The sequence below is a fragment of the Nodosilinea sp. E11 genome (assembly GCF_032813545.1).
Lineage (GTDB): Bacteria > Cyanobacteriota > Cyanobacteriia > Phormidesmidales > Phormidesmidaceae > Nodosilinea.
The window spans coordinates 144654-166946 of record NZ_CP136520.1 but is presented as its reverse complement, the minus strand read 5'-3'; the positions used below and the strand labels follow the sequence as shown (position 1 = coordinate 166946).

The 22293-nt window shown below is 55.9% G+C and carries 13 protein-coding genes; 10 read left to right on the top strand and 3 right to left on the bottom strand.

Annotated elements, in window-relative coordinates:
- The first annotated feature begins 52 nt into the window (after positions 1-52).
- From RRF56_RS03365 to RRF56_RS03335, 7 genes are all read left to right on the top strand, one after another.
- A complete protein-coding gene (locus tag RRF56_RS03365) occupies positions 53-220 on the top strand; it encodes a hypothetical protein (RefSeq protein ID WP_317036218.1) in 168 nt (55 codons plus the stop codon).
- A 708-nt stretch (positions 221-928) separates the two neighbouring features.
- A complete protein-coding gene (locus tag RRF56_RS03360) occupies positions 929-1459 on the top strand; it encodes a hypothetical protein (protein WP_317036217.1) in 531 nt (176 codons plus the stop codon).
- Between the two features lie 264 nt (positions 1460-1723).
- The gene (locus RRF56_RS03355) at positions 1724-2284 is read left to right on the top strand and encodes a hypothetical protein (RefSeq protein WP_317036216.1); all 561 of its coding nucleotides are present in this window, start codon (positions 1724-1726) and stop codon (positions 2282-2284) included.
- 128 nt (positions 2285-2412) lie between these two features.
- The gene (locus RRF56_RS03350) at positions 2413-3219 is read left to right on the top strand and encodes a hypothetical protein (protein WP_317036215.1); all 807 of its coding nucleotides are present in this window, start codon (positions 2413-2415) and stop codon (positions 3217-3219) included.
- 255 nt (positions 3220-3474) lie between these two features.
- Positions 3475-6843, top strand: a complete 3369-nt coding sequence (locus tag RRF56_RS03345) for a carboxypeptidase regulatory-like domain-containing protein (protein ID WP_317036214.1) — start codon at positions 3475-3477, stop codon at positions 6841-6843.
- A 279-nt stretch (positions 6844-7122) separates the two neighbouring features.
- Positions 7123-9069, top strand: a complete 1947-nt coding sequence (locus RRF56_RS03340; RefSeq protein ID WP_317036213.1) for a protelomerase family protein — start codon at positions 7123-7125, stop codon at positions 9067-9069.
- Between the two features lie 191 nt (positions 9070-9260).
- Positions 9261-10100 (top strand): YwiC-like family protein, encoded by an 840-nt coding sequence (locus RRF56_RS03335; RefSeq protein WP_317036212.1) that lies wholly within the window; start codon positions 9261-9263, stop codon positions 10098-10100.
- A 179-nt stretch (positions 10101-10279) separates the two neighbouring features.
- Here RRF56_RS03335 and RRF56_RS03330 read toward each other — a convergent pair whose 3' ends face one another.
- On the bottom strand, positions 10280-15418 hold the full coding sequence (locus RRF56_RS03330) for a PAS domain-containing protein (protein ID WP_317036211.1): 5139 nt from the start codon (positions 15416-15418) through the stop codon (positions 10280-10282).
- A 581-nt stretch (positions 15419-15999) separates the two neighbouring features.
- Between RRF56_RS03330 and RRF56_RS03325 the strand changes: the two genes are divergently transcribed.
- Positions 16000-17757, top strand: coding sequence for an EAL domain-containing protein (locus tag RRF56_RS03325; protein WP_317036210.1), 1758 nt, complete (start codon positions 16000-16002; stop codon positions 17755-17757).
- A gap of 200 nt (positions 17758-17957) precedes the next feature.
- On the opposite strand, the gene RRF56_RS03320 is transcribed toward RRF56_RS03325, so the two are convergent.
- On the bottom strand, positions 17958-19427 hold the full coding sequence (locus tag RRF56_RS03320) for a PLP-dependent aminotransferase family protein (RefSeq protein ID WP_317036209.1): 1470 nt from the start codon (positions 19425-19427) through the stop codon (positions 17958-17960).
- A gap of 113 nt (positions 19428-19540) precedes the next feature.
- Between RRF56_RS03320 and RRF56_RS03315 the strand changes: the two genes are divergently transcribed.
- Positions 19541-20191, top strand: coding sequence for a pyridoxamine 5'-phosphate oxidase family protein (locus RRF56_RS03315; protein WP_317036208.1), 651 nt, complete (start codon positions 19541-19543; stop codon positions 20189-20191).
- 240 nt (positions 20192-20431) lie between these two features.
- Entirely contained in the window at positions 20432-21802 is a 1371-nt protein-coding gene (locus RRF56_RS03310; protein ID WP_317036207.1) for a flavin monoamine oxidase family protein, read from the top strand.
- A gap of 78 nt (positions 21803-21880) precedes the next feature.
- On the opposite strand, the gene RRF56_RS03305 is transcribed toward RRF56_RS03310, so the two are convergent.
- Positions 21881-22162, bottom strand: coding sequence for a hypothetical protein (locus tag RRF56_RS03305; protein ID WP_317036206.1), 282 nt, complete (start codon positions 22160-22162; stop codon positions 21881-21883).
- Positions 22163-22293: the final 131 nt, after the last annotated feature.

Sequence of the window (22293 nt, the reverse complement as noted above, 5' to 3'; positions counted from 1 at the left end):
GTTGTAGTAATTGATGTGTTTGTTGATGAAGGCGCTACTGCGATCGAGCGCTGTGTTAAATCTTGAAGCTTTTGATTATTGGCAAATGCAGGCTGTGGGTAGAGTGCCGCCGCCATTACCCGACTCACTTTGGTTGGGTTTATTTACTATTGATCAGCCCCATGGAGGGGCGACTATTCCTAATTTTATGGGCAAGATAATAGAAGATTCCAAAGGTTAGATGAGCACCACTCTACTCATCTACCCAAAGGTGGCTAACAGAAGAATCTGTAAGTTCATCAAAAACTTACTCATATTTTTTATTTGGAAAATATTTAAAAATTTGTCCTGATGAATAGTGTGGCGGGCTGAAGGTATTAACTCAAATTATTTATGCAGCATGGTTTGGGCAAAATTAGCCTGCTCTACGGCCTCAAACCTCAGCAGAGGATAAAACCCCTTTGGCTACGTAGCCCTCTAAAACTTTACTTAAGAGCCTTGTTTTTCTGTTGTTTTTAAAAAGCTTTGGGTACTTTGCTATTTCTGCGATCGCAAACATGGTTACTATGGGCGTGGCCAGATGAGACAGGTGGTGCAATCTGCAGCTTATACCAAGCGCAAAAGAAATCCGAGGTTTTGCGATAATTCAAACTGATAAGCCAAGTTGGTCTGATTAGCTTTTGAAGATGGAACTTCGAGAGCCGGACTCGAAGAACAGATCGTAAAAAACAAGGGCTTTGCGTCAGCATCTATGGCTAGATCGTTTGTGAGGGCTATCTCACGCGACAAAGAAACCAAGCTCATAACGGTCGTTATAAGTCTGCTGTGGTTTCTCAGACTATTGCTTAACGACTAAGGAAAGGTTTGGGTGACAGCCTGTTAACCAGCGCAGATCACCAAGCTTCACGGTTCCATACTTCCACTCAATTATCAATTAGGTAGACTGACCATGAAATCTGCTCGTTTTGCTTCTTTTCTAACCGTTGCTATGGCCACCGCTGGTGTTTTAGCCAGCGCAACTTCTGCTTCTGCACAAGCAGTACTAAACGAAGGAGTCGTTACTTTTTCAGGCAATGTTGAGCCTTTCTGTGTTTTTTCCGCTCCAGAACCCGGTACTTTGGATATTGACCCAGGGTCTGCAAGAAGATTAAGTTCCACGGTAGGTATTGGTCAGGCTGCCAGGATTAATGTTGCTTGCAATACGGAAGCAGCTAATCTTAGTACTGACGCCAGGAATAGTACTATTCCTGGCAGCGCAAATAATCTCCTGACTACGCCTACTTATAACGTCGGTGCGACATTGCCGGCGGCCGTGGGAAGTGTCATTGATGGCACAATGCCGGTAGATCTAACTGTTACCTCCGCTAACATTATTCCTGAAGGCATCTATAACTATGACGTTCAATTGACTGTGACAGTGGGCGATGCTGGCACCGGTCTCGTTGACGATGAAACGACGGAGCCAGTGACAGCCCTGTAGGTTGGGTTGAGGTCATGAAACCCAACGCCAGCAACTGTTTTGTTGGGTTTCGCTATCGCTAACCCAACCTACGGCTTAAGCTCTTTTTAGAAGCTGTTAGAGTCAAAGATACAGCGTGTCTGGTAGTGATGTCACTGAATTAAGCATGACGAATGACTCTTATCTAGGTAGGCCAATACTCTGGATGATCTTCAAAACTTAATTCAGTGATGTCTCCCTATGACAATATATTTCTCCTTAATACTGAAGGGTCTTTTTGCCCCCATGACTCTGCGATTTCTCGCCTTTGGCCTGGTAGCGATGGTGCTAGGTATGCCCCATCCTGCCCTTTCCCAAGATACCCTTTTTGAAGTTCCTGCTTCTGAGTTTGAGGTTCCTGCCTATGAGCCTGAATCTCCCGTCTCTGAATTTGAGGTTCCTGCTTCTGAGTTTGAAGATCCCATACCTGGGTTTGAAGCTCCCGTCTATGAGCAGGGTCAAAATGCAACTTTCGAATCAACGGCTGGCGTATTATCTCTAGCAGATCAGGGTGAAAGGTTAAGCACTACGCAGGTCAGCAACGTCATCATTACGGTGCCTGAGGGCAGGCAGGCCACCATTCGTCTGGCACCGCCTCAGCAAGTACAAGGGCCAGCATCTCCTGAAATCACGGCTACAGCTTCAGCAGAAATCAACGGTATTGCTTTAAGCAGCGATCGCGAAACCACCGCGACATTGTCTAGCGGCGTTTTTACGCTACCCGTTCGTCTCGAAGTTGTGAGTCCGCGCTTATTTTTGGCAGGTGACTACGCTTACACCGTCGAAGTTCTCATGCAACTCGACTAAGGCTTGCCGACAAAAGTTCGATAGACAAGGTTTTAAGTGTAATGCCTAAGCTGTTCTAAGCAGACGCAGCCTAGGAAAGGAACACTCGCCCCATAAACAAAGTTTCTTCTTATCTAATTTCAACTTTTATGATTAAGCCCTCTCGCTGGTTTTTTCCGCTTAGTGCTGCCGTGCTATCTGCCCTCACCTGGTTTCCTGGCATGGCCCAGGCACAGGTTCGCGTTGGCCCCATGCTGATCCAGAGTCAGGCCCAGCGGGGGCAGGCTCAGAGCGTGATTCAAATTACTAACCTGGGCAATGAACCGTACCGCGCGCGGGTCTATGCCTCGCCCTTTACCTACGATGACGAGGGATTTAAAGTAGTAGACGCCAGCGCCAGCGATCTGACTCCTTATTTACTCTATGCTCCACGCGAAGTGCTAATCGAGCCGGGGCAAACGCAGCAGGTGCGGTTGGTGGCGCGCCTACTACCCAGTGCCGATGCTGGCGAGTACCGGGCAGTTATTTTTACCGAGGAGTTGCGGGCGGCAGCGCCCACTGCCGATTCGACTGCAACATCGGCTACAACGGCTCAGGTGAGAATTGTGCCCCGGATTGGGGTTGTCATGTTTGTGCGCCAGGGCGACGCCAGATCTGCGATCGCAGCCACAGCCGCACGAGTAGATGCTGCCCGTCAAACCATTGCCCTCTCAGTCAACAACCAGGGCAACGCCTCTGCCAGAGCGATCACTCGCTGGGCACTAAGTCAGAATGGCGCTAGCGTGCAATCTGGCGAGGTCAGTGAGACTACCATCATCGCCGGAGAACAGCGCAACATCAGAATTAACTACGGAGCGAATGGCCAAGCTCTGAGGCCAGGAGCTTACGTGTTGTCTGGAGAACTCACGTCAGGAGACGGCACTATTCCCTTTTCGCTCAACGTCACTATTCCCTAACGGTTGGAGAATCCCCCCTGCCCTCCTTAAAAAGGCGGGGCTGCGTCTGCTTCAAAGTCCCCCTTTTTTAAGGGGGATTTAGGAGGATTGGTTGTTTTAGCCGGTAGTCTCCCAATCTCTAGGTGTACCCGTTCCCACGACCTGTCACCTAAAACCCAACACCCAACACCCTCAGTATTGGTTGCACTATTTTTGCCGATTAGTACAGCCCCCTGCCCTATTTCTAGCCTTCTACCATATTTTTAACCCTTAATAATGAAGAGCGAACCTGCCAATCTTAAGGCGAAGGTCTATATTCTTGCTGCCGTTACTCCCTATTTTCTCCAGCTAAATACAGGGACAGCTACTGCACAGCCCGTTGAGGCCCAAACACCTCCAGAGAATGACCAACAGGATCTAGAAATGCCTCAGCAAACTGAGGTAACCGCAACTGTGTCTACTCCAGAGGGGGTAGATCAGGGGCTGCAACCACAACTCTCTAGCAGCAGCGCGCACCCCCCAGAGATGGCTCAAGCAGCGCGATCGTCGGCTAATTCTTCGACCGAGGCTACTTCTCCCCCGCCAGCGACCGCCTTAGCCCTCGCCCATACAATACCCCCGGAGACGGAGCATACTGCTGCCGACGGGTTGCTGTCATCGTCCACTATGCCGTCGGTTCCGCCCACGACTGCTGCCCCTTCAGAGCCTGAGCAATCAGCCGCTGCGCCAGTTTTATCTGTTGTGCAACCTCCCCAGACCACTTCTCCCCAAACCGCAGTTCAAGCTGTCGCGCAACCTCCCCAAATTACTCTTCCCCAAACCACTTCTCCCCAAGCCACTTTTTCCCGAACCACTCTTCCTCAGACCACTCCTCCCCAAGCCACTTTTTCCCGAACCACTCTTCCTCAGGCCACTCCTCCCCAAGCCACTTTTTCCCAAACCACTCCTCCCCAGACCACTCCTTTAGCCAGCAACCCACTCGTTCAACCGAGCCCAGTACCCGATCAGCCCCCGCCCGACCCTACGCCGCAGCCTAATGCCTCGGCTAAATCTTCAGTTTCTGAGCCTGCCATTGCAGAGCCTGGCGCTGTAGAATCTAGCACCCTGGCCCCAGATGCCGTTGCTGCGCCCACAGAACCCAACCCGTCTGACATATCCGAGATAGCGGTTACGCCACTAACCGTTATCCCCGTTGGCATTAATCTGGGAAACCGTACTGTTGTGGCTGGAGCACTAGTCCGAGGTGCTGAAAACGGTAGGGAGGCGATCGATTTTGACAACTGGCTGATTCCCTTTGATGTAGTGGTTTCGGCCTTGAATATCACGGTGACGCCCAAACCTGAGGGCCAGTGGGAGTTGCGATCGCCCAGCTTTGCCGTTTTCTTGAGTCCCGACGATCTCTCCCGCGACCCCGAACTGGGGCAGGTGATTAGCATTGGCGACATTCGCAGGCGCTTCGGTATTGCGGCTAAATTCGACCTTCGCAGCTACGCCATTCAATTTGAAGAACCGGGCACAACGGGCGGACAGCGCTACGTTGCTCCAGAAAATCAGCCCGTAGTCACCGATGGCCTGCCCTACGTCGGTGCGCCTGAGGCTAACGTAACCGTTGTCTCCCAAGGTTTGGTCTTGTCTGGCAACTCATCCAGCAGCAGTCGCACACAAGGCGGCTTTACAGCCCTCGGCAGCTTGGGGAATGGCAGTTGGTTTACTCGCATCGACCAGTCCAACCTGCTCGATACCAGCACCTGGTCTGTAGGCGAAGCTCAGTACCTGATTGAGAGCGATGCTGCCGACTATGCCATTGGTTCGCAGCCCAGCTTTTGGCGGGGTGAAGAGGCGGGCGATCTCTGGGGTTTTACGACCATACAGCGATGGGGGTACGAGCCCTATCAAGCGGCGGGCGGCGGCGGCTTTAATGCCAATGCCCGCTTGGGGGCCGATGCTGTTCCTCGCAACATTGTCGGAGAAGCCGCGCCAGGCACCCTGGCCCAACTCGTGCTTGGTTCGCGCCGCAATGTGGTGGCAGAAGTTCTCGTAGACGGGTCTGGGCTATATCGCTTTGACAATATTCCGGCTGGGGGGGCCTACCAGGTGCTGCTGTTCCCTGGCGGTCAGCTGTCTGCGATTCCTGAAGTACGCGAGGCTAGCAGTCTGTCTACGCTTCCCAGCCGTTTACCGGCTGGTGCTTCGGCACTGGTAGCTTCAGCCGGGATGCGGCGCACCTCGCGCAACAGTTTTTGGGGTGAGTTTAGCAGTCTTAATGTCGGGGCCGGTTATCGATATGGTGTTTCTGACGAGCTGACAGTGGGGGCTGGGCTGATTTACGACAATGGGGTGCTGGGGCTGGGAGAAATCTTTTTTCAACCAGACAATGTGCCGCTGCAAGTGGCTGTTTCGGCCCTAGTCGGCGGGCGGCAAGGGCTCGACGTGAATGCCAATTTGGCCTATCAGCCCACCCCTGACCTGCGGCTTAGCCTTAATAGCGATCGCTTCTCGTCTCGTGTGGCAGCCAACTGGCGGGCCACCCAAAACCTCTCGTTAAGAGCTACAGGAGATAGTGCCCTTGGGGCGTTTGGCCTGGGGGCAACAGGGTCTTTTCGCAGCGGTGAATTTTATGGAACGGCCAGTGCCGACTATTACCTCAATGGCCGCTATCGCTGGTCAGGTACTGCCCGGTACGATCGCTTTGCCCTCAATACCAACGGCACCGAAAAAGGCACCAATTCAGAACTCTCGGTACGCCTATCCGATCAAGCCTTCCGCGCACCGGAGCATTCTCTGCTGCTGGGGCATTCCACTCGCAGCAGCGGCAGCAGTTTGACAACCCTGGGGTATCGCTTCCGCTCTGGAGAACAAGCCTCTGACGGTCGCTATCTCTGGGGCGTTAATGCGGGCTATGGCTTTAGTGACCAGGGCAGTGGACCCACTCTCGGCGTTTCTACCGCAGCCATTCCTGGTGTTATTTTGCGGGCACAGTACAACGGTGGCGGAGCCCTTTCCAACGATTCAAGCTTCCGGGTTGAGATACAGCCGTTTGTCAATACTCAGGTTGGCACCCTATCCGATAATTCGCGCTTTGACCATCTGCGGCGGCGGGGCGGCCTGTGGTTCCAACCCTTTCTCGATCTCAATGGCAACAACCAACTAGATAGCAACGAAGAAATTCTCACAGAAGATGTGGAACTGTTGGTGCAAATCAACAACCAGAATCTCAGCCGGTACCGCCCCGAAGTTCAAAATGCAGGGGTTTTAGCCGAGGTCTTTCCGGGTGTTTACCGGGTTGATCTCAATCCGGCAGGTTTTCCGCTTGACTGGCGACCGGCTCAAACGTCCTATGCAGTGGAGGTGATTCAGGGCCAGTACACGCCTGTGCTCATTCCTTTTGTCCAATCGTATACGGTCGCAGGCAGAGTCTTGACGGCTGAGGGAAATGGGGTTGGCGGCGCGATCGTCGAAGCTATTTCTGCCCAAACTGGTTTGGCCATTACGTCGGTGACCAATAGCGCTGGGGTCTATTATTTAGAAAATTTGACTCAGGGCAGCTATGAGTTGCGCGTAAACGGTTTGTCTGTTCGAACTAACCCTTTGGTAATTAATCAGGACACCGAAGTCTTTCAGGAAATCAACTTGCAGGTGCCTTAACAGGAGATATCGCCATAGCCGATTTCATGGGGGTAGGGACGTCACACGTTTTCGCGGGGGCCGGCTCTCTGCGGGAGTGATACCAAGCCGGGCGCATGCCGGGCGCTCCTACGGGTTGGCTTGTGGAAATTGGGGTTTTGTGAGTCGGCTTTTGACTAGCACAAGCTAGTTGACTGCTATAATATGGACCCATGGCACCGCTATCTGCTGCGTTAACGTCTTCTCAGCCCCACCCTGAGGGGAGAGACCTCGGCAGACGCACCGAAACCACGCACCACGATGGCACCTGTACTCTCCCACTCCTTTGACAGCACTCGCGCCGAGATCGTCGCCGCTATGGAGCAGCGGATTGAAAAGGGCGATCGCACCAAGCTTACCCGCAAGGAGTTGGAGGAGCTGATCGCTATTTTGGTGGCTCGATTAGTGGACCTCAACCAGCGTGATGCGGACACCAAGGGTGAAATCGAAACCCTCTGTGCAGCGGAGCAAACCCTCTTAGAACAAGCCTTTTCTCGCAATTCGATCAATTCGGTCTATTTTCCTCGCTATACAACGGCGATTAAAGCTGCGATCGCCGAGGGGCGCATTCAACTCACCAGTAAAAATTCTTATCCACGCCCATGGTTTAAGCGCAATCCGCCGCCGGGGGAGTCGAGCCAGGGGGTGGACCGTCGCCACTATGCCCTCGACGGCTTTACCTACCCGATTGAGGTGCAGTCTCAACTCAGGGCCGCCACGACTAAAAATGCCAATGCTCGCCAGGACGATCGCCAGCCCGTCGATCTCGATGCCTACCTGAGTAAAATCAACCTCCTGTTGGCCTCAAATGACCCCATCGACTTGATTATTGCGATCGCCGCCGTCACCGGGCGACGCCATACTGAAGTCGTCAGCCTGGGGCAGCTCCAACCTCACGTTGCAGATACGGCTCAGCTGATTCCCCAGGAGCACCCTTACCTACTGCGCTTTACCGGGCAGCAGAAGGCTGCGAAGCCGGCCTACGACCTGTTGACCCTGGTGCCCGCCCAGGATGTTTTGCTGGCGATTAAAAAACTCAGGGCCACCGCTGATATTCATGACTTAGACGGGGTCGCCTCAGACGATCCTCGGATGGAGGCGCTGAACGCTCGGGTTAACCGCCGGGTCGTCAAGGTGCTAGATGGGGTGCTGCCAACCCCCAAGGGGTTTACCAATATTTCAATTCATCGCTGCCGGGCCGTCTATGTGCCAATTGCCCTCCATTATTTTTGCCCAGCCAATATGGCAGAGCAACGCCTGGCCCAGCATCTCTTGGGCCATGTGCTGCTCGACGACACTGCCTCTGGCAATGCCTCGGTGACGGGTCATTACTACCAGTATTATCTGACTCGCCAGGGGAAGCCGCTCACCGCTCGGGGGGTGAAGTTAGCGGCTAGTGGCCCCATTCCATTGCCGCCCGATGAGCTTGACGCACCCGTTGCCCAACCCTTTACCGAAACCCAAGGAGACTTGATCGTGGCCGATACTCTGCCTTCAAAGACGATGACGACGCCAAGCCCGCAGGTTAATGGGTCAAGGGATAGTGACCCGGTTTGGGCAACGATTTCAACCCAGGCGGCGACGATCTCGACTCAGGCCCAAACCATCTCGGCCCAGGCGGCAACCATCGATCGGCTGGCTCGCTCAGGGGGGGGGGGGCAGGGCAACGATGCAGAACTCAAGGCACTCAAGGTCGATCATGAACGACTGCTGGCGATGCTTGACGAACTCAAGGCGATCGCGGCTGACCCCAATCAGCTCCAGGCGGCCCAGCGGTTCTTTGCCTTTGATTTTGACCTTGAGGTTGAGGTTGAGGTCGATGCGCCTACTGGTGACGCGGTAGAGCCACCCGCAGAGGCACCCTCTGTGCCTAGCCCGACTCTGTTGGCGGCGGCGGACCTCTCCGACAAAGCGCAAAACACTAAGCCCTATCAGCGGGGGGTGCGGCTGCTTGAGATTGCCCAGCAGTGGGCTCAGGAACATCCTGAAATGACGGTCAAGTTTTCGGGGGCGTTACTGAAGGCGGTAGGTGTTCATGCTGCTGCGATTAAGGCGATTACCACTGACCTCGAAGATGAGATTGAGATGTTTAATAAGTCTCTGGGCAATGCTTCGCTCAAAACCCATAACAAGGGTAAAACGGAGTCGTTCCTTGCCTTTGCCAAAGCTAAACTCCAATCAGAAGGTCTCTATTATCCCCGCAGCTAGTATCCCCGCAGCTAGTATCCCCGCAGCTAGAGCGAGCAAGACTGCCCTCTGTCCCCGCCAAACGTGACATCGGTCTTCTATGAGCTATCTCATAGAATTGCCCGATTGAATTTGCCAGAGTAAACCCATAACCTGCCAGGTTTGGATCGCAAAGCCCGCGATCGCCGCCCAGTCTGCCCAGGAGACCCACAATGCAATCTCCCCCCCTTGAGCTGAACCAAGCCGCCACCCCAAAGCGAAACCCCCAGGCCTGGTATCGCCCCATCTTTTCGCCGGAGCACGGGGTTTACGTCATGCTGTTGGTCTCCTTCGTGACCGGGGCGACGGCGGCCCAGGCTTGGAGCTGGGCCACCACCCTGGCTCTGCTCTGTGCCTTTTCTGGCTTCCAAGCTGAGCATCCCTGGATGCTGCAAATCAAGCAGCGCAGCAGTTTCAAGCCTCGGTTTTGGGTTTGGGGTGGGTTGTATTCCTGGGTGGCTGCCAGCCTTGCCCTTTACCTGCTGTGGCAGCAGGGATTCTGGTCCTCCCCGCTGTGGGTGATTTATCTGAGTGCTTTTGCGGCCTTTGGGATAGATGGTATAGCAGTGTTTCGCCGGGGGCAGAAGTCTGTTGCCAATGAACTGATTACCTTTGCGGCGGTTTGTCTATCGGCACCCTTTGCCTACCTCGTCACCACGGGTAACCTGGTTCCCCAAGTGGGAGGACTCTGGGCGCTGAATGCCCTGTTTTTCTCCAGCGCTATTTTTACGGTAAAGCTGCGGAAGTCGAAGACCCATTCGGCAATGCCAGGGGGTGTGTTCCATGCGATCGCCACGCTCCTCATCCTGGCCCTAGCCTACTTCAGGCTATTAGATCCCCTGACCGCCTGTGCTTTCGGCGTCGCCCTGGTCAAATTCGGCTTCATTCTCTGGCAGCGTGACTGGTACTGCACGACTAAAATTCAGCGGGTTGCCCTACTCGAAACCAGCATGGCGCTATTGTTCCTGGTGATTGTGGCGCTGTCTCTGCTGCCTGCCCATCTGCCTGCCTAGATAATGGCGTGAAAAATGGGTATAGCTGTGGTCATCTAGGTTAGGACAGAGCCGTCATTCCTGTGGCAACGGGAATCCACTAGCCTGTAATTGCTCTCGAATGGATTCCCGCCTACGCGGGAATGACAGATAGGGATCGTTGCCAGCGAAATGTTCTAATGATGTTGGCTATGGCTATATCAGACCGACTGCAAAAGCTGCTGAATTAAACCCTTTAACACTTTCATTTTGAAGGGCTTTGAAAGGTAGTCATTCGCGCCTGCGGCTAGGCATCGCTCTCGATCGCCGGGCATGGCCAAGGCGGTTAGGGCGACGATGGGGATGTGGGCACAACGAGTATCGCTGCGAATGAGCTGCATGGCTTCTAGACCGTCCATACCAGGCATTTGAATATCCATCAAAATCAAATCGGGGGTCTGAGTTTGGGCCAGCTCAACGGCTACCTGGCCATTTTTGGCGTAGACCAGGCGATACCCTAGAGCCGTGAGGTAGCTAGAAACCGTAGCTATATTCATGTCATTGTCTTCAGCTAGCAAAATGAGCGGCGGCTCGACTGCCGAGTTGGCCGAGTCGGGCGAGGAGACAACCATCACTGGAGACAGGGGGGCCTGGTGGCTGTGTTGCAGGCTGTCGATCGCCTGCTGGAGCTGGTGGCGGCTAATCGGTTTGACCAAATACTCTGACGCACCGAGAGCCAGCCCATAGGCTCGCTCGTCTACGACAGACACCACAATCACCGGGATGGCTTGGGTTTTGGGATCGGTTTTAAGCTGTCGCAGCACATCCCATCCAGACAGATTGGGCAGCAAAATATCGAGAATAATCAGGCCCGGTTGAAACTGGGTCACGTCGTCCATCACCCGATCGCCGCTGGGGCAAATGATGGCTTCCATCCCTTGCTCTTCAAGATAACGAGCGACCAGGTCTGCCGCAGCGGCAGAGTCTTCGATCACCAGGACGCGAGAGTTATGGGTATCGAGCCGGCTGCTGGGGGGGGCTGGGGGGGCGATCGTCGGTAAAGCGATGTCGGTGAGGTAAGGAATATTGAGGGTGAAGCAGCTGCCCTGATTGACCTCGCTGGTTACGGACACCGTGCCTCTATGCAGGTCTACCAACTTGCGCACTAGGGCTAGACCCAGACCCGTGCCATTGTATTGGCGGCTTAAGCTACTGTCGATTTGCACAAAGGGTTGAAAGAGTTTGGCGAGATCGTCTGGGGCAATGCCAATGCCAGTGTCGATTACCGACAATTGGAGATAGTTTCTACTGTTTTGCTGGTCAACGCGAGCCCGGAGGGTGACCTGCCCGCCGGAGGGCGTAAACTTGACGGCGTTGCTGAGTAGGTTGATCAGCACTTGGCGAATGCGTCGTTCATCGACCACGATATCGGGTATGGCCTGAACGCTGTCTAGGCTCAGACCTACATCTTTAGAAAGTGCCAGTTGGCGGACGAAGGTTAGACTCGATTCGCACAGATAGTGAACACTCACTAACGCCGTCTCTAGCTCAAGTTTGTCGGCTTCAATTTTAGATAGATCGAGAATATCGTTAATGAGATCTAGCAGATGGGTACCGCTGCGCTCGATGGTCTCGATGGCCTGCCGCTGGCGATCGCTTAAGCTGCCAAAAACCTGTTCTTTAAGCCCCTCAGACAGACCCAAAATGGCATTGAGCGGGGTGCGGAGCTCGTGGCTCATGTTGGCCAAAAACTCGTCTTTGAGGCGGGTGGCGCGATCGAGCTCGGTGTTGGTTAACAGGAGCTGTTGATTGATTTGCTGGAGGCGGTCTTCGGCCTGTTGGCGCTCGGCTTCGAGCTGTGCCCTTTCGCTAATGTCTAGGTTGATCCCAATCATACTTTTGGGGTTACCCTCAGCGTCGAGCACCACCATACCGTGAGCCTTAATGTGGTGGATGCTGCCGTCGCCATGGATCACTCGAAACTCGGGATCGTAGATGGCTTGCCCTAAGATAGCCTGGTGCAGTAAGGTTTCGGTCGCGGCGCGATCGTCAGGGTGAACGCTGTTGGCCCAAATCTCGTAGGGCACCGAGGCAGCTATATCAGCGGCGGCGGCTCCGTACAGTTCATACATCCGCTCATCCCAAAAGATGGTGTTTTGCTGAATATCCCAGTCCCAACAGCCGATCGCCCCAGAGCTCAGGGCGAGGGCCAGCCGATTGGATAGGTTTTGTCGCTCGAGTTCGGCAACTTTGCGCTCTGTAATGTCTAGGGCTGTCCCAAAGATTTTGGCAATGTGCCCTTGGTCATCCAGTTTGGCTTCACCCCGCGCGTCTAGATAGCCAGTGGTCCCGTCCACCCGGAGAATTTGCAGCTCGATTTCGAAGGGGGTGCCTTTCCTTAGGGCTAGATCAACGTATTCCTGAAGGCGATCGCGATCCTCAGGGTGAATTAGATTGAAATGCTCCGCATAGCCAGGCTCAGGATCGCTGGGGTCAAACCCAAAGATATGGAACAGTTCATCGGACCAGCTCAGTTGGCGAGTGGCGGCATCGACTTCCCAACTGCCCAGATGCACCATGCGCTGGGCTTCTGCCAGGTCGGCTTCGCTCTTGCGGAGTTGGTTTTCAACGGCTTTGCGATCGCCAATATCGGCAAAGTAGCCCACAATTTCGACCGGTACGCCCTGGGTATCGCGCATCAGCCGCAGTTCGTTGCGAACCCAGATGTAATGGCCAGCTTTGTGCAAAAACCGATATTCATGGATGTGCTGCCCCTGCTCAAACAGGGCTGGTAGTTCTGCCAACAGGCACGGGGCATCCTCAGGGTGAAGATGATTCACCCAAAAATCGGGGCAGGACAAAAACTCAGCGGGCGTATAGCCGCTCAGGTTGACAATGTTGTCGCTCATGAAGGTGGTGGCCCCATCCATCTGACAGGTAAAGATCGCCGCTGGGCTAGAGGACAGCACAAACTCCAACTGCCGCTTTAGCATTTGGGCCTCCAGTTCGGCTTTTTTTCGCTGGGAAATGTCCATTTCGGAGCCGATGATGCGGGTGGGGTTACCGGCCTCATCCCAAACGGCCTGGCCCCGATCAAGAATCCACAGATAGTGACCGTCTTTATGGCGCAGGCGATATTCCTGCTCGTAGAAGGCCGTTTTCTGGGCGAGATGATCCGCCATTGCCGCCAGAATGCGATCGCGGTCGTCGGGGTGAATGCGATCGGACCATTCTTCGGGACTGTCGCTCACCTCCTCCTCCGTCACCCCCCGTAGCTCGTGCCAGCGTTTGGTGCGAAAGACCTTACCGGTTTTCACATTCCAGTCCCAGAGGGAGGCATTGCTCCCCTGGAGGGCCAGCTGCCAGCGCTCTTCGCTTTCTTGAAGAGCGGCTGTGCGCTGGGCAACCCGCGCCTCTAGCTCGTGGTTTAACTCTTGAAGGTCGATTTCAGCCTGCTCGCGTTCAGCTTCGCTGCGTTTACGATCGGTAATGTCGCGAATCATAAACAGCACTTCGTTGTCGCCGTTGGCGATGGCGCGCACTTCCTCATACTGCATGCGATCGCCGATCTGAAGCTGCTGCTCATAAACTTGCAGGGTGCGGGTGTCTAAGGCCCGCCGAATGGCGGCTAGGTGACGTTGGGCCACCGCTGACGGCAGCAGATCTACCATCGATTGCCCCAAAGAGTTAACCGTAGGGGGCAGCAGGTCGGTGACGCGTCGGCTGGCGATGTACTCCAGATACACCCCATCGGCCGTCGTCCGGAACATCAGGTCAGGAATAGCCGACAGGATGGCACGGCTCTGGGCCTCACTCTGACGCAGCCTGTCTTTGGCCTGTTTGCGTTCCCGCAGGGCAGCCTGCTGCTCGGTGATATCGCGAATCATCAACAGCACTTCATGGTCGCCAATGCAGATCGCCCGCAACTCTTCGTGGCGAAGCCGATCACCGACCTGCATTTGCTGTTCATAAACCTGTAACTCTCGGGTTTCTAAGGCGCGACGAATGGCGGCAAGCTGGGGTTGGGCCAGCTCCGGCGGCAGCAAATCGGCGATCGCCCCGTCGGGGGTTACCAGGGCAGGGTTAAAGAGGTTGAAGCTGCGATCGGGGCCGATAAAATCGAGATAGCGCCCTTCGGCACTCACCCGCACCAAGAGATCGGGAATGGCGGCAAGAATCGCCCGCTGAGTAGCCTCGCTCTCGGCTAGCGCGAGTTCTGCCTGCTGGCGGTCGGATTCACTGCGTTTGCGATCGCTAATATCGCGAATCATCAACAGCGCTTCATCTCCGTTGACAGGGCTAACCCGCACCTCTTCCCAACACAGCTCGCCATCGATTTCAATCTGCTGCTCGTAGATTTGAACGGTCCCTGTATCGAGAGCTTGTTGGGCCATCTGGACTTTCTGCTCAGCTAAGGTGGGGGGCAGCACGTCGTAGATCGTGTAGTTAGAGAAATCTGGGGGAGGCAGCAGCACTCTCTTAACCGACTCGCCCCTCAAAATGCCTAAATATCCCCCCTGGCGATTGATCCGCACGAGCAAATCGGGAATCGCTTCGAGGATGGCACGATTGGTGTCTTCAAGGGTTTTGCGAGCGGTAATGTCGCGCACGATCACCAGCACTTCGCGATCGCCGCAGACGTTGATTCTGACTTCCTCCGTGCGCAAGGTGCCGTTGATCACAATCTGCTGGTCATAGATTTGCAGCTCTCCCGTCTGCAAGGCCTGCCGAATGTACTCTAGGCGTTGGGCCGCTAACTCGGCTGGCAAGATCTCGTCGCCCCGTTTACCCACCAGATCCACCTGGCCACAGTAGAGTTCGAAGTCCGCAGAGCCCACGCGGTCGAGATAGACCCCTTCTGCTGAGGTGCGGACGACCAAGTCGGGCAACGCCTGAAGCAAAGACTGATACTGGGCAGCGCTTTGGCTGAGGGATGTGGTTAGCTCCTGCTGGTGAGTGAGTTCAGCCCGCTGCCCCTGAAGCGCCTCCCACAGGTGGGGTTGCAAACTCGCGCGGGTAATCACCCCCGCCAGCGCCCCCTGATCGTCCACTACGGCCAGACAGTCGGTGGCAGACTGCTGTAAGAGCCGTGCCGGAATCGAGATATCGTCGAGATCAGACTGCCGCACGCTGACCACTGGCGTCTGCATCACCTCAGCGATGGTCAGTTCAGCGAGCGATCGCCCCTGGGCCACCAGCGGCAGCAGCGCGCCCTCAGTAAAACTGCCGATCAACTTTCCCTTGTCAATGATAAAAATACAGGAAAATTGCGGTTGACTATTTCCCATTAACCGCACGGCATCGCTCACCGATGTTGTGCAGCCTACAGAAGCGGTAATGTCAACAAACGCGTGACGCATACAAGCAGCTAATGGGAAATCTATGTTTAGTTTAGTTTTCCCAGAACCTGAGCAATAAGATGTTTTCGATATCACATGCATCCTGGGTTGGTAAATTCATCACGCTGACGGCTAGCTGGTCCATTATTACCGTGCAGACAAAAATCCACGGTGGACATCTCGCTTCAGAATGGACTCCCACTTACGTGGAAATGACGTAGACACCGGCAAAAGTGGGATGAAACCTATGTATATACCTCTTGTGACCTGTATTTAAAGACACAGAATTTACTTAGTTACTTAGGGATATGGCTCACCCAAATTGCTGCACTGTATTTTTTATTGTTTTGAATAGGACTTTAAAATAATTAATGGTCTTGCTCTATCGTGTCTGGACCTCTAACGTGTAATGCAGTGCCTTGAACGCAGGGCTTTAATCTCGATGGGGCTACGACCTGTCATAACAAGTTGTAGCCCGATCAAGGCTCGTGCCGCTCTATTTTTCACAATGTCCTATGCAGAGCTTGCATAGGATGACGACCTTTGTGCGCTCGGCCAAGTGGCTGAGGTGCGATTGCTAAAGCAGTTTAGTCAATGCTCCCATGGCTACGTCTCAACCCTTTTCTATTCTTGTTGTTGACGATGAACCTAATAACTTTGAAGTAATTGAAACGCTTCTGTCCATAGAAGAAACTGCTTTGGGTGAGACCCAGGACTATCAGCTGCACTATGCGGCCAGCGGAGCGGCAGCCCTTGAACTGCTGACGTTATTTCAGCCCGATGTGGTTTTGTTAGATGTGATGATGCCGGGCATGAGTGGGCTGGAGGTCTGCCAGCGGATTAAAGCCATGTCGCAGTGGCAAGCGTTGCCCATTATTATGGTGACCTCCCTGACCAGTAAGGCCGATTTAGCTCGCTGCTTTGCTGCTGGGGCCGATGATTTTATCAGTAAGCCCGTTACCGGTCTTGAGTTAAATGCCAGGGTGCGATCAATGCTTCGCCTCCATCGGCAGCATCAAGCCTTAGCTAATTTTAATAGTCACCTTGAAAAGATGGTGCAAGAGCGCACGGCCCAGCTTCAGGCGATGATCGCCCAGGATGGTCTGACCCAGCTCTCTAGCCGCACCTTTTTGCTCCAGCAGCTGGCCGAGATGCTGCGGGCTCAATATTTCTCCTTTGCGGTGGTCTATTTAGATTGCGATCAGTTCAAGCTGGTCAACAGTGCCTTTGGCCATAGGGTTGGCAATCAGCTGCTCTTGGCGATCGCCGGGCGTCTGCAACAGCTACTGCGGCCCGGCGATACGCTGGCGCGGGTAGGGGAAGATGAATTTTGTTTTTTGCTGCGCCAGATCGATAGTGAGAGGGCGCTTGAACCCTTTATCCAAGCGGTACTTCAGAGCTTTGTTAGCGCCTTTGAGGTGGGTAACTGTGAAATTTTTATGACCGCCTGCATTGGCATTGCGCTGGGTAACAGGGCCTATCAACAGGCCGAAGAACCGCTGCAAGATGCCGATACAGCGATGTATAAGGCCAAACAGCGCGGCAAAAGTGGCTGCCAGATCTTCGATCGCCAGATGGCTATGGCTATGCTAGAGCGCCTGACCCTAGAGACTGACTTACAGCGTGCCCTCAACCATCAAGAGTTTGTCGCCTACTACCAGCCCATTATCAATCTGCACACCGAAGCCCTGTGCGGGTTTGAAGCCCTGGTGCGCTGGCAGCACCCCAGTCGGGGGCTAGTGTCACCCAACGACTTTATTCCCTGCATGGAAGAAACTGGGCTGATTGTGCCCCTCGGCATCGCGATTTTGCAGCAGGCCTGTGCACAGCTGCTGGCCTGGCACCAGCAGGGGCATACCGACCTCACCATGAGCGTCAACCTGTCGGTGCGCCAGTTTGCCTCGCCCACGCTGCTGGCCGATATCGACCAGGTTTTAGCTGAGACGGGTCTTGACCCCACCTCCCTCAAGCTAGAGATTACCGAAAGTGCTTTGCTCGAAAATGCTGAGACGGCCATCGGCATTATGGCCCAGCTGCGATCGCGTCAAATCCACATCAGCGTCGATGACTTTGGCACCGGGTATTCCTCCCTGAGTTCGCTCCACCGCTTCCCGTTGAGTGACCTAAAAATTGACCGCTCCTTTGTCAGCCAAATGGACGAGAGCCAGCGCAATTTTAAAATTGTCAGCACCATTCTTTCGTTGGGTGATCAGCTTGGGTTAACGGTTGTGGCCGAGGGCATTGAGACTCGCCAACAGCTTGAGCGGCTGCAACAGTTGGGCTGTCAACTGGGGCAGGGATATTTGTTTAGCCAACCCCTCAGCGCCGATGCCGTTGAGAGGGCGTTATGGCTTGGCTAACTTGCGTTGGCCTCTAGCCAGTCATGGCGTTGATCGGGGCAACTGTCGCTAGCCCATAGGGCCACAGCACGATGGCTAGCAGGGCGCGATCGCCCGTGTCGTGCCTGAGCGCCATTACCCCTGAGCTTGAACCCTGTTTGGTTACCTCGGTTGAGCGGGTCGCGTGCTATGCGTTCCTACGGGTTGGCCTTTTGAGTAATCTAGGGCTGGAGGCTACTGGAAACGAGAGTGGCTAACCTGGCGATGCCGTTGGCGATCGCCCCTTCATTCAGCTCCGTAAAGCTAAAGATGAACTCATGGCCGGGGCTTTTTCCCAGGTATTGAGGGGCCGCTGAAATCAGGCCAATACCGACCTGCTCTGCCCGAGCGATCAACTCTGCATCGGGGAGGGTGGTCTGAAACCGCACCATCATGTGCAGTCCAGCCTTGTCGCCCAGAATGGTGGCGCGAGGGCCGAAGTGAGTCTGCAACGCCGTCACCATGGTCTGCCGTCGCTGGTCGTAGAGCGATCGCATCCGGCGAATGTGGCGCTCCAAATGCCCCTCAGCGATAAAATCTGCCAGCACCGCTTGCTCTAGGGTCGGCACCTGGCGATCGGCCAGCCACTTGGCCCGACTGAAAAGTTTTACTAGTTCCAGGGGCAGCACCATGTAGCCAATCCGCAGGGCCGGAAACAGCACCTTCGAGAACGTGCCCAGGTACAGCACCGACTGCCCGCTACCCAACCCCTGCAACGCCGGAATGGGCCGCCCCCCATAGCGATACTCGCTGTCGTAGTCGTCTTCGAGAAGTAGAGCACCCTGGCGCTGCGCCCAGGCCAGCAGCGCCAGCCGACGCGGCAACGACAGCACTGCCCCAGTCGGGAACTGGTGCGAAGGGGTGACGTAGACCAGTCGAATGGAGTCGGTCAACCGGGCCAGGGTGTCCACATCCAGACCCTCTCCATCCACCGCGATCGGATGCAGGTTGGCTCCCTGGCTGGCAAAAATGCGGCGGGCGCTGAGGTAGCTGGGTTCCTCTAGGGCCACAGTGTCGCCGGGGGAAACCAGGAGTTGGGTGGCTAGGCTGATTGCCTGCTGGGTGCCGTTGGTGATCAAGATCTGGTCGGGGTGGCACTGCACGGCGCGGGCCTGGGCTAGGTAGGTGGCGATCGCTTCCCGCAGCGGCCCATAACCCATAGGGTCGGTAGCGTAGTCGAGCCAGTCTGCCCGCCGACAGTGGCGCGACAGCAGTTGCCGCCAGATTCCCAGAGGCATCTGGTCGAGGGCGGGGCGACCATAGCGAAAGCTAATCGGTGTACTGGGTTCTGGGCTTGGCCCAGCAACCAGCTCAGCCAGACGTTGGCCGTAGGCGGAGAGCACCAGCGGTGGGGGCGACTCAGCGTGAACGGGCTTGGTGCTGTGGGCATGGAGTAGGGTTTCGGGCAGTTGGTCGCCCACGTAGGTGCCGGAACCAACCACAGTTTGCAGATAGCCCTCGCTGAGTAACTGGTCATAGCTCTGGGTGACGGTGGAGCGGGCCACGCCCAGGCTCTGGGCCAGGGCGCGGGTCGAGGGCAGGCGCTGACGAGGGGCGAGCTGGCCCGTGAGAATCTTCTGCCTTAGGGCGGCATAGATCTGTTGGTAGCAAGGCACCGAGCTTTGGGGGTCGAGCAGCAGAGTGAATTCCATGGGGCCAAAGTGGACTGGTCAGTTGCATCAAAATTGGCTCTTGTGGGCTACCAATCTGCTGCCTATGCTAGGCGAAGACCTGCTCAAAGCACCACCCATCCACCCATCCACCCATGAACTCCCCCACCCCCCGCACCCAAGTCAAGCGCCTACCCCAGCGCGCCAGCTACGACCCCCAGCCGGTCTACGACATTCTCGATGAAGGACTGGTCTGTCACCTGGGCTTTGTGGTCGAAGGGCAGCCCTTTGTAATTCCCACCGCCTATGGCCGATTGGATGACCAGCTCTACATCCACGGCTCTCCTGCCAGCCGGATGCTGCGCACCCTTGATCAGGGGGTGGAAGTGTGCCTAACGGTGACGCTGCTCGATGGGCTGGTGCTGGCGCGATCGGCCTTTCACCACTCCATGAACTACCGCTCGGTGGTGCTGTTTGGCACGGCCACTCGGGTAGATGACCCGACTGAAAAGCTGACGGCATTGAAAGCGTTTACTGACCATGTGGTGTGCGATCGCTGGGCAGAGGTGCGTCCGCCTAATCCCCAAGAGTTGGCCGGTACCCTGGTGCTGGCTCTGCCGATCGCTGAGGCCTCGGCTAAAGTCCGCACTGGCCCCCCGATTGATGCACCGGAAGATTACGCGCTGCCAGTGTGGGCGGGGGAGATTCCGCTGCGGCTGACGGCGGCGGCTCCGGTGGCGGATGATCGGTGTTTGGCACAGGTTGAGGTGCCGAAGTATGCGGTGGCCTATCAGCGAGCCAAGTAACTTGAATAGATAGACTGGTCGCCTCGGCATTGTATGCATCGTGGCCGATCCAGAGGGCGATCGCCCTCTGGATCGGCACGGCTACCAGGGGTGAAACCCTTCAGGATGCGATCGCTGGGAAACCAAAAGCGGCATAATCGATTGAGCTGATTTTGGCTTGGACTGGCTAGAGTGCTGTGGCCTAGAGGGTGTCCAGTTAATCCCTGCCCACAGCGGAGGTGCCCATAGCAGAGGTGATAAATGCCAACTATCTATGACTGCATTGTGGTGGGGGCTGGGTTGTCGGGGCTGGTTGCAGCCCGCAATCTCCATCGGGCGGGGCACAGCGTTTTGGTGATTGAGGCGCAGGAGAGCCTGGGCGGTCGGATGGTGGGTCGGCGGTTGCCCTCGGGCCAGTGGATTGACTATGGCGGGCAATGGGTGGGGCCAACCCAAGACCGGTTTCTGGCGCTGCTGGATGAGTATGGGGTCCGTCGTTTTCCCTTTGCCGTTGAGGGTAAGAAAGTGCTGGTGTTCGATGGCGTCCGGTACGAGTTTGACGGATTTTTTGAGGGTTTTCCCGAAGGGGAGCCGCCCCCAGTCAGCGAGGCCGAATGGCAGGATGCGATGGCGGCCTGGGCGCGGTTTGAAGCGCTGGCAAAAACCTTGCCCCCCGGCCATCCCCGCCGCAATCAGCACACCCAAGCGCTAGACCGTCAGACCTTTGCCCAGTGGATTGACGCCAACACAACCACGGCCTTTGGCCACTGGTACTTTGCCTATATGGCTCGGACAGTGGGCTTTTTAGGCCCCGCAGAGCCGGGCCAGGTCTCGCTGCTCCATGTGCTCTGGGGCCACACCTGCGCCTCCCAGGCCGAGTACCCCGAAGCCGCGCTGATCTGCGGTGGGGCGGGCCAGATGCCCGCCAAGCTGGCAGCGGAGCTGGGTGAGAGCATTCGCCTGGGGGAACCCGTTCTCCGCCTTAACCACAGTGACACGGGGATTGAGGTTGAAACTACTAAGGGTCGCTTCGCGGCCCAGTATGCCGTTGTGGCCATGCCCCCCCATCTGGCTGGGCGGATTTTTTACGACCCGCCCCTGCCCCCGATGCGGGCCCAGTTGACCCAGCGGGTGCCAATGGGCTGTTGCGCCAAGGTACTGGTCTCCTACGACCGACCTTTTTGGCGGGAGCAGGGGTTGGCGGGGCTGGCGATCGGCGATTGCCCCTGGGTTGAACTCTGTGCCGATAGCTCTGACCCCGAAACCGGCGTGGGGGTGATGGCGGCCTTTATCGTGGGCGATCGCTATGGCGTTTGGCAGGCCCTGGGCGAAGGCGACCGCCGGGCAGCTGTCCTGGGCGATCTGGCGGGCTACTTTGGGCCAGAAGCCCTGTCGCCAGTGACCTACGATGAAATTGACTGGCCAGGCAAACCCTGGACTGGGGGCGGCTATGCTGCTTTCATGCCCCCTGGAGTATGGACGAGCTACGGTGAGGCCCTCACTGCCCCGGTCGGGCGCATTCACTGGGCCGGCACAGAAATGGCCGATCGCTGGCCGGGTTTCTTTGATGGTGCCGTGCGCACCGGGGAGGCGGCGGCAGCGGCGATCGATGCCCTGCTGGGCAATGGTTAGCGTTGTGGGAGCCCAGGAGAAGCCTCCCCTTTGGCTTAGCAGCCTACTGGGCAGGGCTATAGCTCACTCTAAAAATGACTAATGGTGGGCGATCGCGTGGGCGATTGCCTCTACACAGTGGCCGATGCTGCTCCCTATACAGTCGCTGGAAGCTGCCGCAATGTTCTGTCCGGCATGGCCAACGGCATCTCCCGCAGACTGAAAATCGTCCCCATCGAGGACACCCACCTCGTAGCAGGTCAAATTGGTTGTCGGCAGCGGCTTCTTGGTTGGTCTGCGCCGATTGCGGTAGAGGTCTGCACTAAAGTAGCTCAGCCCGATCGCCGTCGAAGCGCCAATTACCAGGGTTAGCAACGACATTGCACCACCTCAACATCGGTATGACCCAATTCTAACCTCTCCTTGGTAGGGGAGAGGGGTAGGGTAGCTGGAACTGAGATGCTGCAATTCTCAAGTTCAGGTGTACTATTGAGCTAGTGCATTCCTATCCC

What these genes read in the sequence shown, in the direction of transcription:
- RRF56_RS03360 (WP_317036217.1), top strand. Translation starts at nt 929, where the DNA reads ATGAAATCTGCTCGTTTTGCTTCTTTTCTAACCGTTGCTATGGCCACC.
- RRF56_RS03355 (WP_317036216.1), top strand. Translation starts at nt 1,724, where the DNA reads ATGACTCTGCGATTTCTCGCCTTTGGCCTGGTAGCGATGGTGCTAGGT.
- RRF56_RS03350 (WP_317036215.1), top strand. Translation starts at nt 2,413, where the DNA reads ATGATTAAGCCCTCTCGCTGGTTTTTTCCGCTTAGTGCTGCCGTGCTA.
- RRF56_RS03345 (WP_317036214.1), top strand. Translation starts at nt 3,475, where the DNA reads ATGAAGAGCGAACCTGCCAATCTTAAGGCGAAGGTCTATATTCTTGCT.
- RRF56_RS03340 (WP_317036213.1), top strand. Translation starts at nt 7,123, where the DNA reads ATGGCACCTGTACTCTCCCACTCCTTTGACAGCACTCGCGCCGAGATC.
- RRF56_RS03335 (WP_317036212.1), top strand. Translation starts at nt 9,261, where the DNA reads ATGCAATCTCCCCCCCTTGAGCTGAACCAAGCCGCCACCCCAAAGCGA.
- RRF56_RS03330 (WP_317036211.1), bottom strand. Translation starts at nt 15,418, where the DNA reads ATGCGTCACGCGTTTGTTGACATTACCGCTTCTGTAGGCTGCACAACA.
- RRF56_RS03325 (WP_317036210.1), top strand. Translation starts at nt 16,000, where the DNA reads ATGGCTACGTCTCAACCCTTTTCTATTCTTGTTGTTGACGATGAACCT.
- RRF56_RS03320 (WP_317036209.1), bottom strand. Translation starts at nt 19,427, where the DNA reads ATGGAATTCACTCTGCTGCTCGACCCCCAAAGCTCGGTGCCTTGCTAC.
- RRF56_RS03315 (WP_317036208.1), top strand. Translation starts at nt 19,541, where the DNA reads ATGAACTCCCCCACCCCCCGCACCCAAGTCAAGCGCCTACCCCAGCGC.
- RRF56_RS03310 (WP_317036207.1), top strand. Translation starts at nt 20,432, where the DNA reads ATGCCAACTATCTATGACTGCATTGTGGTGGGGGCTGGGTTGTCGGGG.
- RRF56_RS03305 (WP_317036206.1), bottom strand. Translation starts at nt 22,162, where the DNA reads ATGTCGTTGCTAACCCTGGTAATTGGCGCTTCGACGGCGATCGGGCTG.